Annotated in this window: 13 protein-coding genes; 3 read left to right on the top strand and 10 right to left on the bottom strand. The window is 68.3% G+C overall.

Annotated features, from left to right (window positions below; genetic code table 11):
• Positions 1-2: 2 nt before the first annotated feature.
• From ITJ43_RS02155 to ITJ43_RS02115, 9 genes are all read right to left on the bottom strand, one after another.
• Positions 3-836 (bottom strand): shikimate dehydrogenase, encoded by an 834-nt coding sequence (locus ITJ43_RS02155; protein ID WP_323741097.1) that lies wholly within the window; start codon positions 834-836, stop codon positions 3-5.
• Entirely contained in the window at positions 823-2319 is a 1497-nt protein-coding gene (gene mltG / locus ITJ43_RS02150; RefSeq protein WP_194581682.1) for an endolytic transglycosylase MltG, read from the bottom strand. The genes ITJ43_RS02155 and mltG overlap by 14 nt, the downstream gene beginning before the upstream one ends.
• Entirely contained in the window at positions 2319-2792 is a 474-nt protein-coding gene (gene ruvX, locus ITJ43_RS02145; protein WP_194581680.1) for a Holliday junction resolvase RuvX, read from the bottom strand. Before ruvX ends, mltG begins: the two co-directional genes overlap by 1 nt.
• Positions 2789-5452: an alanine--tRNA ligase gene (gene alaS / locus ITJ43_RS02140; protein WP_194581678.1), complete on the bottom strand. Its 2664-nt coding sequence runs from the start codon at positions 5450-5452 to the stop codon at positions 2789-2791. Before alaS ends, ruvX begins: the two co-directional genes overlap by 4 nt.
• A 67-nt stretch (positions 5453-5519) precedes the next feature.
• Positions 5520-5801, bottom strand: coding sequence for an ATPase (locus tag ITJ43_RS02135; RefSeq protein ID WP_194581676.1), 282 nt, complete (start codon positions 5799-5801; stop codon positions 5520-5522).
• 154 nt (positions 5802-5955) lie between these two features.
• Positions 5956-6585, bottom strand: a complete 630-nt coding sequence (gene rpsD, locus ITJ43_RS02130) for a 30S ribosomal protein S4 (protein ID WP_194581674.1) — start codon at positions 6583-6585, stop codon at positions 5956-5958.
• A gap of 153 nt (positions 6586-6738) precedes the next feature.
• Positions 6739-7473 carry a DUF1361 domain-containing protein gene (locus tag ITJ43_RS02125; protein WP_194581666.1) on the bottom strand — a complete coding sequence of 245 codons (735 nt, stop codon included), beginning with the start codon at positions 7471-7473 and terminating at the stop codon, positions 6739-6741.
• 35 nt (positions 7474-7508) lie between these two features.
• Entirely contained in the window at positions 7509-9011 is a 1503-nt protein-coding gene (locus tag ITJ43_RS15260) for a tetratricopeptide repeat protein (protein WP_194581665.1), read from the bottom strand.
• A 62-nt stretch (positions 9012-9073) separates the two neighbouring features.
• On the bottom strand, positions 9074-10360 hold the full coding sequence (locus ITJ43_RS02115; RefSeq protein WP_194582429.1) for a replication-associated recombination protein A: 1287 nt from the start codon (positions 10358-10360) through the stop codon (positions 9074-9076).
• 201 nt (positions 10361-10561) lie between these two features.
• Here ITJ43_RS02115 and ITJ43_RS02110 point away from each other — a divergent pair, with 201 nt between their 5' ends.
• The 3 genes from ITJ43_RS02110 to ITJ43_RS02100 all read left to right on the top strand — a co-directional run bounded on the left by ITJ43_RS02110 (position 10562) and on the right by ITJ43_RS02100 (position 13138).
• A complete protein-coding gene (locus ITJ43_RS02110) occupies positions 10562-10855 on the top strand; it encodes a dioxygenase (protein ID WP_228495281.1) in 294 nt (97 codons plus the stop codon).
• A 111-nt stretch (positions 10856-10966) separates the two neighbouring features.
• A complete protein-coding gene (locus ITJ43_RS02105) occupies positions 10967-12472 on the top strand; it encodes a DUF349 domain-containing protein (RefSeq protein WP_194581663.1) in 1506 nt (501 codons plus the stop codon).
• A gap of 99 nt (positions 12473-12571) precedes the next feature.
• A complete protein-coding gene (locus ITJ43_RS02100; protein ID WP_194581662.1) occupies positions 12572-13138 on the top strand; it encodes an SAM-dependent methyltransferase in 567 nt (188 codons plus the stop codon).
• Here the strand turns inward: ITJ43_RS02100 and ITJ43_RS02095 are convergent.
• Positions 13108-15384, bottom strand: a complete 2277-nt coding sequence (locus ITJ43_RS02095; RefSeq protein ID WP_194581661.1) for a RelA/SpoT family protein — start codon at positions 15382-15384, stop codon at positions 13108-13110. The genes ITJ43_RS02100 and ITJ43_RS02095 overlap by 31 nt on opposite strands.
• Positions 15385-15431: the final 47 nt, after the last annotated feature.

Here is a 15431-nt window from a genome sequence, read left to right as displayed (position 1 = left end):
GCCTAGTCTTCCATGAGCGCGCGGGCCATGACGTCCACGACGGCATTCTCCTCGGGCAGCGACTGGGTCACATCTCCGGTCGCGAACGCGCGGATCTGCAGCACCGCTTGGCGCAGCAGCATGCCACGGCCGTCGACGCTGGGTGCTCCCGCCGACGCCCATGCCGCGGCCAGCGCCGTCGGCCAATGTCCGTAGACCACGTCGTACAGGAGGCCGCCGCCCGCGGCGAGCCGCCGGTTGGTGTCATCGGCGAGGGCGCTGCCGCCCGGCAGGGTCGACACCGTGAGCGGAAGGGATGCCGTCGCCACCGCATCCGGAGTCGTCACCGTGACGAGAATCGACAGACGCTCACCGAGTTCGAGCAAGGGCGCAGCCGCATCGGGGCGACGCGCGACGACCTCGACGCGGCGTGCACCCAGCTCCGCCAAGGCGACGAGAGCCGACGTCGCTGTCGCACCGGCTCCGACGATGCGCGCAGCCTCGATCTGCGGCACGCCCTGAGCTCGGACGTCGGCCACGATGCCGCCGACGTCGGTGTTGAACCCCAGGCGCCTTCCCTGTCGGAAGACGAGGGTGTTGACGACTCCGGTCAGCTCGGCGGGACGATCGCGGAGGGAGGCCGCAGCGAACGCTTGCGTCTTCAAGGGGAACGTCAACGACAACCCGCGCATCGTCGCAGTGACGCTCTTCAGCTGGGCGTGGAAATCGACGGCGGCGACGCGCCGTCGTCCGTAGCTCCAGTTCCATCCCAGCCGCGCATAGGCGGCGCCGTGGAGCCGCGGTGACAGGCTGTGCTCGATGGGGTCGCCCCACACCTCCAGATCAGCAGTCGTCACTGGCGTTCGCAGAGCACCACTGCTGCCACTGGGCGACGGCCTTCTCGTGCTCGGCGTAGGTCGTGCTGAACACCGTCTCGCCAGTGTCGAGGTTGACGGTCACGAAGTACAGCCAGGGGCCGTCGGCGGGATGCATCGCGGCGTCGATGGCCACATCGCCGGGGTTGGCGATCGGGCCGACGGGAAGGCCGGGATGGATGTAGGTGTTCCAGGGGTTGTCGTTGGCGAGTGCTTCCGCCGAGGAACTGGCCGTGCCTTTGTTCATCTCGTTGTAGCCGTACTGGGCCGTCGAGTCCATCTGCAGGAGCCCGTGCGTCTCTTCGTTGTCGGGGTCCAGGCGGTTCTCGATCACCCGCGACACCTTGTAGAAGTCGGCCGTGAAGCGCGCCTCGCGCTGAATGATCGACGCGACCGTCAGGATGCGCTCGCGCTGATCGGCGGGCACGCCGGCCTTGTCGAGCGACGTGATCGTGCGGTCGACGAGCGTCTTGATGACCTGCGTCGCCGTCGTGCCGGGGTCGAACGTGTACGTCGCGGGGAACAGCCAACCCTCGAGCGAGGTGGCAGAGACGCCGTATTGCGATGGATCGGCCGCGGCGGCCTGCAGATCGGCGAGCGGGATGCCGGTGCCGTCGGCGATACGTGTCAACGTCGACGCCATCGTGAGGCCCTCGGGCAGCTGTGCGGTGTTCTCCCGACGGTTGGCGGGGTCTTCCAACGCCTTCACGGCGGCCGCGGACGACATCTTCTGCTTCAGCGTGTAGACACCCGGCTGGAAGGTGGGATTCTGACCGGTCTTGACGAGGTAGTCGTAGAAGGCGCTGTCGGTCTTGGTGACGCCGGCCTGGAACAGCGTGGTCGAGATCGTCGCCCCGGTGTCGCCGGTGACGATCGTCACCGAGGCGTCGCCCTCGGCGATGCCGTCTTCGTAGTCCTTGGGTTCTTCCCACCCCATCACGGAGCGGATCTTGTCTCCGTAGGTGTTCCACGCGTAGAAGCCGCCCCCGACGAGGCCGCCGATGATCGCGAGGATCACCCCGAAAACCACCCAGCCAGCGATACGGCTCTTGCGACGGTCGGGGTCGTGCTTCTTGCTGCGCGCGCGCTCTGGCCGCTCCTCGGCGGCGAACAGCGCGTCGATCTGGTGGTGCACGGCCGGCTCTGCGGGTGCGGCCGGCTCCTCGGCCGGTGCCGCCGGTGGCGCAGCCATCGGTGCAGGCACGGCCGGCACGGGCTCAGCGGTGGCCGGCACAGGGCGTTCGGCGGGCTCCGCCGCGGCGGTGGTCGCCGGAACGGACTCTGCGGCCGGCGTCGGCGCTGGCTCTGACGATCCCGCCGCCGCGGCCGCGGCTTCCCGCGCCGCGCGGCGTGATGGCGGCGTCGCGGGCTCCGCTTCGCCGGCGGATGCACCGGTAGCGCGCGGCGTCGGCAGTTTGCGGAACAGGTCCGCGAACTCGTCGTCGTTCGGCGGGGATTCGGGCATCAGGCGGGCTCCTGAGGGTCGTGCACGGCGGCGCCGGCCGGGGCGCCGGTGCTCTTTTCGACGTCGATCGCCTGCTGAAGCAAGACGACCGCGGCGACTTGGTCGATAATCCTACGAGACGATCGCTGGGAGCGACCGGCATCCCGTAAGGCCGCGTGGGCGGAGACCGTGCTGAGTCTCTCGTCCACGAGCCGGACGGGTACCCCGGATGCCGTGCTCAACTCGCTCGCGAACGCGCGTGCGTCGGCGGTCGAAGCCGTGTCGCTGCCCGAGAGGCTGACCGGAAGTCCGACCAGCAGTTCGATCGCCGCATACTCTTCGGCGAGCTCGGTGATGCGACGCACGGCATCGTCGTTGCGTGGCACGGTCTCGACAGGAACGGCCAGCAGTCCGTCACGGTCGCAGCGGGCCACCCCGACGCGGGCTTTGCCCACGTCGATGCCGAGCCGCACGCCGGGGCGAAAACCACTCACGCGCTCGGCGCCTCCAGGGCGCGCGCCAATACCGCGAGCGCGGCGGGCAGCGCGCTCACGTCGGTACCACCGCCCTGCGCGACGTCGTCACGTCCGCCGCCACCGCCACCGAGGACGCCGGCCGCCGTCTTGGCGAGCACGCCTGCCTTCGCCCCCGCGCCGCGAGCAACGTCATCCGTCGCGACGATGATGACCGGCCGACCGCCGACGTCGGCGCCGAGCGCGACCACAGCGCCCGCCCCCACGCGCTCGCGGATCTGAAGCGCCAGCGTGCGCACATCGTCGGCGGATGCCGCGGTGCCGAGCGACTGGGCGACCACACGGTAGGCGCCGGCCTGGGTCGCGGTGGCGACGAGGGCGGGAAGACGACTCTCGAGCGCTTTGGACTCGAACTGCGCGATCCGCTTCTCGGCGGCTTTCAGGCTCGCGGCGAGTTCCGCGATGCGCGACGCGAGCTGGTCTTTCGGGGTCTTCAGCGACGCCGTCAACTGCGACACGATGGCCCGCTCGGCGGCGAGCTCACGGAACGCGTCGAGGCCGACCAGCGCCTCCACGCGTCGTGTGGACGCGCCCACCGACGATTCGCCGACGAGGTTGATGAGACCGATCTCGGCGCTCGAGCCGACGTGCGTTCCGCCGCAGAGTTCGCGTGACCACGGACCGCCGATGTCGACCATTCGCACGGTCTCGCCGTACTTCTCGCCGAACAGCGCCATGGCTCCCGCAGCCTTTGCCTCGTCCAGCGGGAGGACGCGCGTCGTCACCTGGAGGTTGTCGCGCACCGCGTTGTTGGCGATCTCTTCGATCTCCGTCTTGGTAGCATCCGACAGCGTCTGGCCCCACGAGAAATCGAATCGCATGTAGCCGGCGCGGTTGAGCGAACCGGCCTGCGTGGCCGACGAGCCGAGAGTGTCGCGGAGGGCCGCGTGCACCAGGTGCGTGGCCGAATGCGCCTGCTGTGCGGCGCGGCGGTTCACGGCATCCACGACGCTGGTCGCGGGCTGGCCGAGGCCCACCTCGCCGGAGGTGACCTCGACGGTGTGGCTGATCAGTCCCGGTACGGGGCGCTGCACGTCGAGGACATCGAGCTCGTAGCCCGGACCCACGATGACGCCCTTGTCGGCCACCTGACCGCCGCTTTCGGCGTAGAGCGACGTCTCGGCGAGGATGACCTCGGCGATCTGCCCCTGCGTCGCGCGCTGCACCGGGGCGCCGTCGACCAGCAGGCCCAGCACCGTCGACGGGGTCTCCCAATCGCTGTATCCGGTGAACACGGTCTCGCCCTGGGCGCGGAAGTCGCGATAGATGCTGGTGTCGGCGAGCTGGCGCTTGCGGGAGCGGGCATCCGCCTTCGCGCGAGCGCGCTGCTCGTGCATGAGCGTGTCGAAGGCGTCGCGGTCGACCCGCAGGCCGGCCTCTTCGACGATCTCCATCGTCAGATCGATGGGGAACCCGTAGGTGTCGTGCAGCAGGAATGCTTCGGCGCCTCCGATGGAGCTGGCTCCGGAGTCCTTCGCTGCCGCGATCGAGGCGTCGAGATTCTCCGAACCGGCGGCGAGGGTGCGCAGGAACGTCGCCTCCTCGGCCAGAGCGTAGGCGACCAGGCGCTCGTAGTCGGCTCCGACGACCGGGTAGGCCTCTTTCATCGCGTCGCGAGAAGCCGCGAACAGGGTCGCGAAGGTCGGCTGGTCGACGCCGAGCAGGCGCATCGACCGGATCACTCGACGCATCAGGCGGCGCAGGATGTACCCGCGGCCCTCGTTGGCCGGGGTCACGCCGTCGCTGAGGAGCATGAGTGAGGAGCGGACGTGATCGGCGACCACGCGGAAGCGCACGTCGTCGTCGTGGTTCGCGCCGTACCTCTTGCCCGACAGTGCCACGGCGGCATCCAGCACCGGACGCACCTGATCGGTCTCGTACATGTTGTCGACGCCCTGCTTGATGAACGCGATGCGCTCCAAGCCCATGCCGGTGTCGATGTTCTTGTTAGGCAGCTCCCCCACGATCGTGAAGTCGTACTTGCTGCGCACGTCGGTGATCTCGTACTGCATGAACACGAGGTTCCAGATCTCGACGTAGCGGTCGTCGTCGGTCGCCGGTCCGCCGTCGATCCCATACGCGGGACCGCGGTCGAAGAAGATCTCCGAGCAGGGGCCTGCGGGTCCGGGAAGCCCCGTCGACCAGTAGTTGGTGTCCTTGCCCAGGCGCTGGATGCGCTCTTCGGGCAGGTCGGTCAGGCGTCGCCAGAGATCGTGCGCCTCGTCGTCCTCTTCGTAGACGGTGACCCAGAGGTCCTTCGGGTCGAACCCGAGTCCGCCGTCGACCTCGGCGCCGGTCAGCAGCTCCCAGGCGAAACGGATCGCACCTTCCTTGAAGTAGTCGCCGAACGACCAGTTTCCGAGCATCTGGAAGAAGGTTCCGTGCCGGGGGGTCTTGCCGACTTCCTCGATGTCGTTTGTGCGGATGCACTTCTGGTTGTCGGCGGCGCGCTTGTAGGGGGCCGGCACGTCGCCCGACAGGTACGGGATGAACGGCACCATGCCGGCGACGGTGAACAACAGTGCGGGGTCGTCCGTGACCAGGGATGCCGAGGGCACGATGGTGTGCCCGTTCTTCTCGAAGTAGTCCAGGTAACGCTGGGCGATTTCGGCGGTCTTCATCTGTGGCTTCCTCGGCAGGGCGTGGGCGTGCGGCGACGGGGTGATTCCCGTCGAGAACGGGTGCGGGTCAGTCGTTGTGCGAGACGGCGTCAGCGGCCGCGTCGACGACATCGGCTACGGCATCCTTCGCCGACTCGACGGCGTGCGATGCGGCGCCCTTCACGTTTTCGGCGAGACCATCGATCTTCGCCTCCTGCGCACGGTAGGCATCGCCGATGCGATCGGTGAACTCCGTGATGCGGGCGTCGACCTCGGCGAGCACTTCGTGGCCGCGGGGGTCCTTGTTCACGAAGTGGGCGGCGACGAAGCCTCCCGCGAGACCCACGACGAACCACAGCACCTTCTTCATGGACTCCATGTTAGGTGCATGGCCCCCGTCGATGGGCCCGCGGGTACGCCGAAGGGCGCCGGGGAGAACCCCCGACGCCCTTCGGATCGCACTCGGCGCGTAGCGCGCGGCGTAGCTGTGTACTCGGCCGCTGCGCGGCGGTACTGCGCCCCGCTTAGCGCGCGGCGTAGTACTCGACGACGAGCTGGACGTCACCGGTGACGGGGACCTCCGCGCGCTTCGGGCGACGCACGAGGCGCGCCTGCAGCTTGTCGAGCTCGACCTCGAGGTAGCCCGGAACTGGGGGCAGCACCTCGGCGTGACCGCCGAGAGCAGCGACCTGGAACGGCTCGAGCGACTCGCTCTTCGCCTTGACGTGGATGAGCTGGCCCGGCTTCACGCGGAAGGACGGGCGGTCGACGAGCTGGCCGTCCACAAGGATGTGGCGGTGCACGACGAGCTGGCGGGCCTGCGCGGTGGTGCGGGCAAAGCCGGCGCGCAGCACGAGGGCGTCGAGACGCATCTCGAGCAGCTCGACCAGGTTCTCACCGGTCAGGCCGTCCTTGCGACGAGCCTCGTTGAAGGTGTTGCGCATCTGCTTCTCGCGGATGCCGTACTGCTCGCGAAGACGCTGCTTCTCGCGCAGACGGACGGCGAAGTCGCTGTCCTGCTTGCGCTTGGTGCGACCATGCTCGCCGGGAGCATACGGGCGCTTCTCGAGGTACTTGGCTGCCTTGGGGGTCAGCGCGATGCCGAGGGCACGCGACAGACGCACCTTGCGGCGGTCCTGGGACTTCGTAGCCACGAAGTGTTCCTTTCCTTACGCGGACGCGACTATCGCGACTCGCGGACGTATCGCCTCTCCTCGCCCTGTCCGGACTGCACGCCGGGGCATGCCGGAAGGTCGGTCAAGAAGAGAGGGGATGCCCGAAAACCGGTTTCGAGCCACTCGATCCTATCAGAGCGCCCCTGCGAGCAACGCGGACCAGCCCAGCGCGAAGAGCGGAGCGTAGAGCAGACCGATCAGGAGCGCATGCGTGAGCACGAATCCGAGGGCTTCCAGGGCCTTGCCACGCTGGCGCAGATGGGTCGATAGCTTGCGCATCATCGAGCTCGGATGCCGCACGTCCCAGCTGTTCACGCGCAGATACCGGCCGAGGTAGACCCCGACCGCACCCAGCCCGATCACCGCCGCGGCGAATGCCCAGCTCGCCCCGGGGATATGCCGGTCGGGTGGATCCAGGAGCAGCACGACCATGCTCTGCACCACCGCCAGGCTGAGGATGGCATTGGCGATGCCGGACAGAGTCAACGCCAGCGTTTGGACGATGTCGTACCAAAGCGGCACCGGCGTTGTCTCGGCGCGATGGCTGAAGTTCAGCTCCGTGATGAGGTACACGGAGTTCGGAAAGAACAGCAGCCACACCGCCGTCGCGACGACGAGATACACCCAGATGGCGACGCTTCCGCCGCCGCCGATCACGTCGGCCGCACGGTCGAAGACAGGGACCAACAGGAGGAAACCGCTTCCGAAGACGACGGCGAGCAGCAACGGCAGGAAGGAGAGGCCGATGTTCAGCAGCATCGGCCGGTACAGCGTCACGCCGTACACCCGTGCCCGCAGCACCACCAGCACGCCGGCGTACGCATTGAGGAGCACGATCGCGAGCACACCGAGGAACAGGGCCGACATTCGGCAAGCCTGACATACCCGCGGTGCGGGGCTGCTCAGCGCAGGAGGTCGAGTACTCCGACAGGGTAGACGGGCCGTTGCGACTCGTCCGCGCTCAGCGCGGCGATGTCGTACCAGCCGACCGTCGTGTGGCTGTCGCGAACAGGTAGTCGCTGGTCGACGCCGAGCGATGCCAGGCCCTCAGACGAGACCCGGAACACGTGGACGATTTCGTGGCCACGGCCGGTCGGGCTGTCGAAGATGTTCTCGGTGACCGCGAGCAGTTCGGCACCCGTGAGCTCGGCGTCGAGCTCCTCGGCGTACTCACGGGCGATGGCGGCCGCAGCCGTCTCACCGAACTCGATTCCGCCACCGGGGACGCGGAGGAACTCGCCGTGTCGCTCGTTCGCGGGGTACGACTCAAGGAGCACCATGCCCTCCTGCACCAGCAGACCGACGGCGATGGCGCGAACCCGGTCGAGGCTGGTGAGCTCGTCCGCGTAAGCGTTGACGGCCCGCTGGTAGCGCGGCAGTTTCGGAGCGAGGGTCTGCAGTGCCCGTCTCAGGGCCGCGGTCGGCTTCTCGTCCGCGTACAACGCCAGCGCGAGGAAGGCATGTGCGGACTCGGCCAGCGGATCATCATCGGTGATGCCGCGAAGTGCCGCGATCGCGGCGGACGGCTGACCGACGTTGCGCAGCGAACTCGCCAGCTGGATCGTCGCCTGTGTGCGGTGCGCGGCGTCCAGCCCGGCCTCCAACGCTCGGCGGTAGAGCGGGATCGCGGCCTCCTCCTCGCCGAGCGCGTCGTGCAGAGAGGCCCGCTCGTAGGCGGCACGCGCATCGTCGGCGTCCTCCACCGCCAGCAGAGCTTCCAACGCGTCGTGCGCGTCGTGAGGGTGGTCGAGGTCGACCTCGACCCAAAATCGGTCGATCACGTCGTCCTCGGAGGGCATGGAGGCGTCAGCCGCCAGCGCCGATCGCAGTCGTTCTTGGAGCCGCCGCAGCGCCGGATCGTCGACGTCGCTGCGCACGAAAACGTGGAGACCGCGCATGGCCTCCCCCGCGTCGCTGAGCTCCCCGGAGAGCAGATGCGTGATCAGATCGTCGATCTCGACGGCGAGCACGGTGCCGGTCTCCCCCGTCTCCCATGCAGGGTGGGCGACCTGACGGCACTCGGCGGCGACGACCATGTGGGTGCGCCGGGTCGAGTTGGCACCCGAGAGCTCCGAACCCGACGCGAACATGGCCTCGGCGACGTACCCCGTCTCTTCGAGCAATTCGCGAGCGGCGGCCTCAAGCGCGGTCTCGCCCGCCTCGATGAGCCCGCCCGGGAGTTCACGGACGAGTTCCTGCGGGCCGACCCGATACTGCTCGAACAACAGAGCGGTGCCGGTGGTCGTCACGGCGACGACGGCCACGGTGTCGTCCTGGACCAGGACATCCCAGTCCGACACTGAACCGTCCGGCAGGCGATAGGTATCGCGTCGCACGGTCGTGAAACCGTCGTAGACGTCCGACGTCGCGAGACGATGCCAGCGGGGCGTGAGATCAGCGCTCATCCTTCGATCCTCGCACCGTCGGTCGGTTCGTCGAGGAGCCGCTTCGTCTGCCCCTGGACCGCTTACTCGTCGAGGATCTTGCGGATCTTCTCGACGCGCGCTCGGATGTCGCGCTCCAGCCCGCGCCCCGTCGGTTCGTAGTAGCGCCGGCTCGAAAGCTCGTCGGGCAGGTATTGCTGCGCCGCAATGCCGACCTCGAGGTCATGCGGATAGACGTAGCCCTTGCCATGGCCGAGCCGCTTCGCGCCCGGATAGTGGGCGTCACGCAGGTGCGTCGGCACCCGCCCGAAGCCCCCCGCCCGCACATCCGCGATGGCGGCGTCGATGGCGACGTACGCCGCGTTCGACTTCGCCGTCGTCGCCAGGTACACCGTGGCCTCAGCCAGTGGGATGCGTCCTTCGGGCATGCCGATGAAGGCGACCGCGTCGGCCGCGGCCACGGCGATCACGAGCGCTTGCGGGTCAGCGAGTCCGATGTCTTCGGATGCAGAGATGACGAGGCGTCGAGCGATGAACCGCGGGTCTTCGCCCGCCTCGATCATGCGGGCCAGGTAGTGCACGGCCGCGTCCACGTCGGAGCCGCGGATCGACTTGATGAAGGCGCTGATGACGTCATAGTGCTCGTCGCCCTGACGGTCGTAGCGCAGAAGTGCCCGGTCGACGGCCTGCGCCACATGGGCCGCTGTCACCGTGGCGGGCGCTTCCCCGGGCGCGTCCGCCGCAGCATCGACCACGATAGATGCCGCGGCTTCGAGCGATGTGAGGGCTCGCCGAGCATCGCCGGAGGCGAGCTGGATCAACGCGGTGCGCGCCTCGGCATCGAGCTGCACGCGGCCCGAGAGCCCGCGCGCATCGGACACCGCACGGTCCAGCAGCAGGCCGAGGTCGTCGTCCGTCAGGGTGCGCAGGGTCAGCAGCAGCGAGCGCGACAGCAGCGGCGCGATCACCGAGAACGAGGGATTCTCGGTGGTCGCGGCGATGAGGATGACCCATCCGTTCTCGACGCCGGGCAGCAGCGCGTCCTGCTGCGCCTTGGTGAAGCGATGAATCTCGTCGAGGAAGAGGATTGTCGAGCTCCCGTAGAGATCGCGCTGGGTCATCGCCTCCTGCATCACCTCGCGCACGTCCTTGACACCGGCGGTCACGGCCGAAAGCTCGACGAAGCGGCGCCCGGACGTGCGGGCGATGGCCTGCGCCAGCGTCGTCTTGCCGGTGCCCGGAGGGCCCCACAGAATCACGGAGACGGCGGTCCTGGCAGCCCCCGAGGGATCGGCGAGGGCGACCAGTGGCGATCCTGGGCGTAGCAGATGTGCCTGACCGGCGACCTCCTCGAGCGATGTCGGGCGCATCCGGACGGCCAACGGGGTCTGACCTTGGAAGAGAGCGGATGCCGATGCCACCGCTCCAGGCTAGCCGCGCCCTCCGACGTGGGGCTCGGCGGCGCGGTTCGGTCTCGCTGCGCACCGTGTTTGTCGCGCCGGGGCGGCGCCACGTAGTCTTCCCGATAGTGTTCGTGCGGCCCCGGATCGCGGGGAATGAGGGAGGTCCGGGTGGCTGCGGCTGCAGGAAAGAAGCAAACGCGTGTCGAGAAGGAACGCACGCGCACGTATCTCGCGCGTCAGGAGTTCCATGATGGGCTCATCGCCCGTCGTCGCCGCGACAACCTCATCGCCGGTGCGGCGGGGGGATTGCTCATCCTGGCGGTCGTGGGCGGTCAGATCGCCTACTACACGATGGGTCCAGGCGCGCCTCTTCCCATGCCGACCGATTCGAGCACTCCCGCCCCGACGCCTATCGAACTGCCGGGCTCGTCAGAGATCCCCGCCCCGACTCCGACGCCCTGATGCTGCCGCCGGACGTGGACTCTGCGTGCACCACGGACGGCGGGCATGCCCGTATAGGCTGTAAACCGACCGAACCCCCATGCGGCGTGCGCCGCGACGAGGTGCTATTCCGTGACTGACGTCCCCACTTCCCAGCCCGAGCACGAGCCCGCCGAGCAGGCTCCTGTCGAGGAATCCGTCGTCGTGGACGCCGTTGACACGGCCTCCGTCGATGAGCCGACCGCCGCCGAGGTGGAAGCCGCCTCCGTCGAGGAAGCCGCGCCTGTGGAGGACGCCCCGCCCGCAAACGACAGCGCCTCGGGCGTGCCGACCTCGTCGGCGGTTCCGCGCGCTATGCCTGTGCCGCGCCCGCCCGCGCGCCGCGCGGCCGTCGCGGCGCTTCCGCAGGCCGCCGCAGACAGCTTCGGGCGCGTGGACGACGACGGCACCGTGTCGGTGCGCGAGGGCGATGACTGGCGTGTCGTGGGTCAGTACCCTGACGGAACCCCCGCAGAGGCCCTCGCCTACTTCGAGCGTAAGTACGTCGATCTTGCCGGCGAGGTGACGCTGCTCGAGGTGCGTCATCGCAACGGTGGTGCCTCGGCATCGGATCTGCGTTCGACGCTCAAGACGGTGCGCGAGCGGGTGACCGGCGCCGCGGCCGTGGGCGATCTCGCCGCCCTGGAAGCCCGTCTCGCCGTTCTCGACGCCGCGCTCAGTGAGGCCTCTGCCGAAGAGGCACAGGCTCAGCGCGAAGCTGTGGATGCCGCGATCGCCGAGCGCACCGCACTGGTAGAGAAGATCGAGGCGATCGCCGCCCGCGAACCGAAGTCGATCCAGTGGAAGCAGACGACGGCCGAGGTGAGCGAGCTGTTCGACCAGTGGCAAGCACACCAGTCGACCGGACCGCGCCTTCCTAAGAGCACTGGCCAGCAGCTCTGGAAGCGTTTCCGCGATGCTCGCTCGACGCTCGACAAGCACCGCCGCGAGTTCTACGCGGGAATGGACGAGCAGCACCGCGCCGCGCGCGACGCCAAGGCGCGGCTCGTCGAGCGCGCCGAAGCGCTGGGGAGCAAGGGCGAGGACGGCATCGGCGCGTATCGCACGCTTCTCGATGAGTGGAAGTCCGCAGGCCGCGCGGGCAAGAAGGCCGACGACGCCCTGTGGGCCCGCTTCAAGGCCGCCGGCGACGCGTTGTACGCGGCTCGCAGCGACCGTGAGCACGCCGACGCCGAGGAATCCCGCGAGAAGATCGACGCCAAGCGTGCGCTCCTGACGGAAGCCGCGGCCGTGCCGCAGGAGAAGGACATCGTCAAGGCGCGCGCGCTCCTCACCGGCATCCAGCGCCGTTGGGACGAGATCGGGCGTATCTTCCCTCGCGAAGCAGAACGCGGTCTCGACGACGAGCTGCGCAAGATCGAGCACGGCGTCAAGGCGCGCGAGGATGCCGATTGGAAGAGTAACAACCCTGAGACCAAGGCGCGTCAGAACGATATGACGCAGCAGTTGCGCGATGCCATCGCAGGCCTTGAGGCCGACCTCGACAAGGCGAAGGCATCGAAGAACGCGTCCGCGATCGCGAAGGCGACCGAAGCGCTCGAGGCCCGCAAGAGCTGGCTCAAGGCCCTCGGCGGCTGAACGCATCCCGCCTCCTCCCCGGCGGCGTCTATTGCGGATCTGTCCACAGAACTATCCCGCAGTCTCCCGTGTGACCCTGTCGCACGGGAGACTGCGGTGATGAGTTGGCCGTTCTTGTACTTCCCCGACGATCGACTCTCGCGGGCCGAGCTGTCCGCGGCCCGCCTGGATGGCGACCTGGTCGAGATCGGGGAGGCATACATGCCCGCCGATGCGGTGGAGACCCGAGAACTGCGGGCTGGCTCGCTGCGGGAGCGGATCTCCCCCGAGCTGGCTGTCACGCGAGAGTCCGCCGCGTGGGTGCATGGGGCCATCGCGGAACCGCCCGCCCGCCACCGCGTGCAGAGGTGCTCGGCGCACCGCATCCATCAGGTGATCGACATCGGGCTGGTCTACCGCGACCACGCCCTGAAACCCGGCGACGCCGAAATCGTCTCCGGCGTCGCGGTGACGACCCCGGAGAAGACGCTGGGCGATCTGGTGCGCGATCTGTGCGCGGGAAGCGACACTGCGAGCGTCATCGACGCCTTGCTGACGTGGCGACCCGCGCTCGCGATCAGGGCAGCCGATGCTCTCGATTCCGGACCCCCGGTGCACTTCAAACGTGCGGGCGTCGCGTACCTGCGCGCTCGCGCTCAGGAGGAGGTGACACGGTACACGTCGTAGACCGCGTCGATCCGTCGCACCGCGTTCAGCACACGATCCAGATGCACGATGTCGCCCATCTCGAAGACGTAGCGGCTGAGCGCCAGGCGGTCATTCGTCGTCTGCACCGAGGCGGAGAGGATGTTCACGTGGTGCTCGCTGAGCACACGCGTGATGTCGCTGAGCAGGCCCGAGCGGTCGAGAGCCTCCACCTGGATGTGCACCAGGAACACGCTCTTGGTCGTCGGCGCCCAGGCGACATCGATCATCCGGTCGGGCTCGTCTTTCAGCGACTTCACGTTCGTGCAGTCGGCGCGGTGTACCGAAACACCACTGCCGCGCGTCACGAAACCGACGACGTCGTCGCCGGGAACCGGTGTGCAGCACTTCGCGAGCTTGACGAGGATGTCGGGGGCACCGCGCACGAGCACGCCGGAGTCTCCCCCACGCGGCGCCTTGGAGCGTCCGATGTGCGGGATCTCGATCGGTCCGGTCGAGGTATCCTCTTCGGAACTCACCAGTGCCGTGACCTTCTCGATCACCGACTGGGTCGACACGTGGCCTTCGCCGACGGCGGCGTACAGCGCGGTGACGTCCTCGTACTTCAGCTGGTGGGCGACCTCGGCAAACGAATCCTGGTTCATCAGTCGCTGCAGCGGCAGGTTCTGTCGGCGCATGGCGCGCGCGATCGCATCCTTGCCCTGCTCGACCGCTTCCTCGCGGCGTTCCTTCGTGAACCACCCGCGGATCTTGTTGCGCGCGCGCGTGCTCTTGACGAACCCCAGCCAGTCTTGGCTGGGACCGGCATCCGGGTTCTTCGAGGTGAAGACCTCGACCACGTCACCCGAGTGCAGCTCGGACTCGAGTGGCACGAGACGACCGTTGACCTTCGCCCCCATCGTGCGATGACCGACCTCGGTGTGCACCGCATACGCGAAGTCGACCGGTGTTCCGCCCGCCGGCAAGCCGATGACCCGACCCTTCGGCGTGAAGACGTAGACCTCTTTGGCGCCGATCTCGAAGCGCAGCGAGTCGAGGAACTCCCCCGGGTCGGCGGTCTCAGCCTGCCAATCGGAGATATGCGCGATCCACGCCATGTCGGTGTCGACGGCCTTGGCATCGCCCTTGCCGCCCGCCATCCGCTCCTTGTACTTCCAGTGCGCCGCGACGCCGTACTCGGCCTGCTGGTGCATCTCGTTGGTGCGGATCTGGATCTCGACGGTGCGGCCGCCCGGGCCGATGACCGTCGTGTGCAGCGACTGGTAGAGGTTGAACTTCGGCGTGGCGACGTAGTCCTTGAACCGCCCGGGAATCGGCGTCCAGCGTGCGTGGATCGAGCCCAGCACGGCGTAGCAGTCGCGCACGGTGTTGACCAGCACGCGGATGCCGATGAGGTCGTAGATGTCGTCGAACTCGCGGCCGCGCACGACCATCTTCTGGTACACCGAGTACAACTGCTTGGGGCGCCCCATCACGCGTCCACGAATCCGCAGGTCGCGAAGATCCGCTTCGACGGCGTCGATCACCTTGTGGACGTATTCCTCGCGCTGCGGTGTGCGCTGCTTGACCAGGCTGTCGATCTCGGCGTAGAGCTTGGGGTGGAGCACCGCGAAGGAGAGGTCTTCGAGTTCGCTCTTGACCGCCTGGATGCCGAGGCGGTTCGCGAGCGGCGCGTAGATCTCCAGGGTCTCGGTCGCCTTCTTGGCGGCCTTCTCGGGTGGGACGAACCCCCACGTGCGCGCGTTGTGCAGGCGGTCGGCGAGTTTGATGATGAGCACGCGGATGTCCTTGGACATCGCCACGATCATCTTGCGGACCGTCTCGGCCTGCGCAGCATCCCCGTACTTGACCTTGTCGAGCTTCGTGACGCCATCGACGAGCATTGCGACCTCGTCACCGAAATCGGCGGTCAGCTGGTCGAGGCGATAGTCGGTGTCCTCCACCGTGTCGTGCAGCAGGGCCGCCGCGATCGCGCGGGGGCCGAGCCCCAGATCGGCGAGGATCTGAGCCACCGCAAGCGGATGCGTGATGTACGGCTCGCCACTCTGCCGCTTCTGGCTCGCGTGCGCGCGGGCAGCAACCTGGTAGGCGCGCTCGATGATCGCGACGTCGCCTTTGGGGTGGTGCGTGCGCACTGTGCGGATCAGCGGTTCAACGCCGTCGCGGGACGGGGCACGTGAGAAGATGCGCGGCACGAGGCGGCGCAGCGAACTGGGCGGGGGCGCGACGTTTCCGGCACTGGCAGACGTGGGAACCGTCTCGGCCATCCGCTCACCTCCGCGTTGAATGATCCGTCAATCCTACGCCCGGCGCG

This window comes from Microbacterium sp. VKM Ac-2870, from assembly GCF_015350795.1.
Classification (GTDB): Bacteria; Actinomycetota; Actinomycetes; order Actinomycetales; family Microbacteriaceae; genus Microbacterium.
Note: the sequence above shows the minus strand (reverse complement) of the source record. Positions and strands in the feature narration are given on the sequence as shown.

Bases quoted from the DNA above. Each gene is read 5' to 3' on its own strand.
- mltG (WP_194581682.1), bottom strand. From the start codon at position 2,319: ATGCCCGAATCCCCGCCGAACGACGACGAGTTCGCGGACCTGTTCCGC.
- alaS (WP_194581678.1), bottom strand. From the start codon at position 5,452: ATGAAGACCGCCGAAATCGCCCAGCGTTACCTGGACTACTTCGAGAAG.
- ITJ43_RS02135 (WP_194581676.1), bottom strand. From the start codon at position 5,801: ATGAAGAAGGTGCTGTGGTTCGTCGTGGGTCTCGCGGGAGGCTTCGTC.
- ITJ43_RS02125 (WP_194581666.1), bottom strand. From the start codon at position 7,473: ATGTCGGCCCTGTTCCTCGGTGTGCTCGCGATCGTGCTCCTCAATGCG.
- ITJ43_RS15260 (WP_194581665.1), bottom strand. From the start codon at position 9,011: ATGAGCGCTGATCTCACGCCCCGCTGGCATCGTCTCGCGACGTCGGAC.
- ITJ43_RS02115 (WP_194582429.1), bottom strand. From the start codon at position 10,360: ATGCGCCCGACATCGCTCGAGGAGGTCGCCGGTCAGGCACATCTGCTA.
- ITJ43_RS02100 (WP_194581662.1), top strand. From the start codon at position 12,572: ATGAGTTGGCCGTTCTTGTACTTCCCCGACGATCGACTCTCGCGGGCC.
- ITJ43_RS02095 (WP_194581661.1), bottom strand. From the start codon at position 15,384: ATGGCCGAGACGGTTCCCACGTCTGCCAGTGCCGGAAACGTCGCGCCC.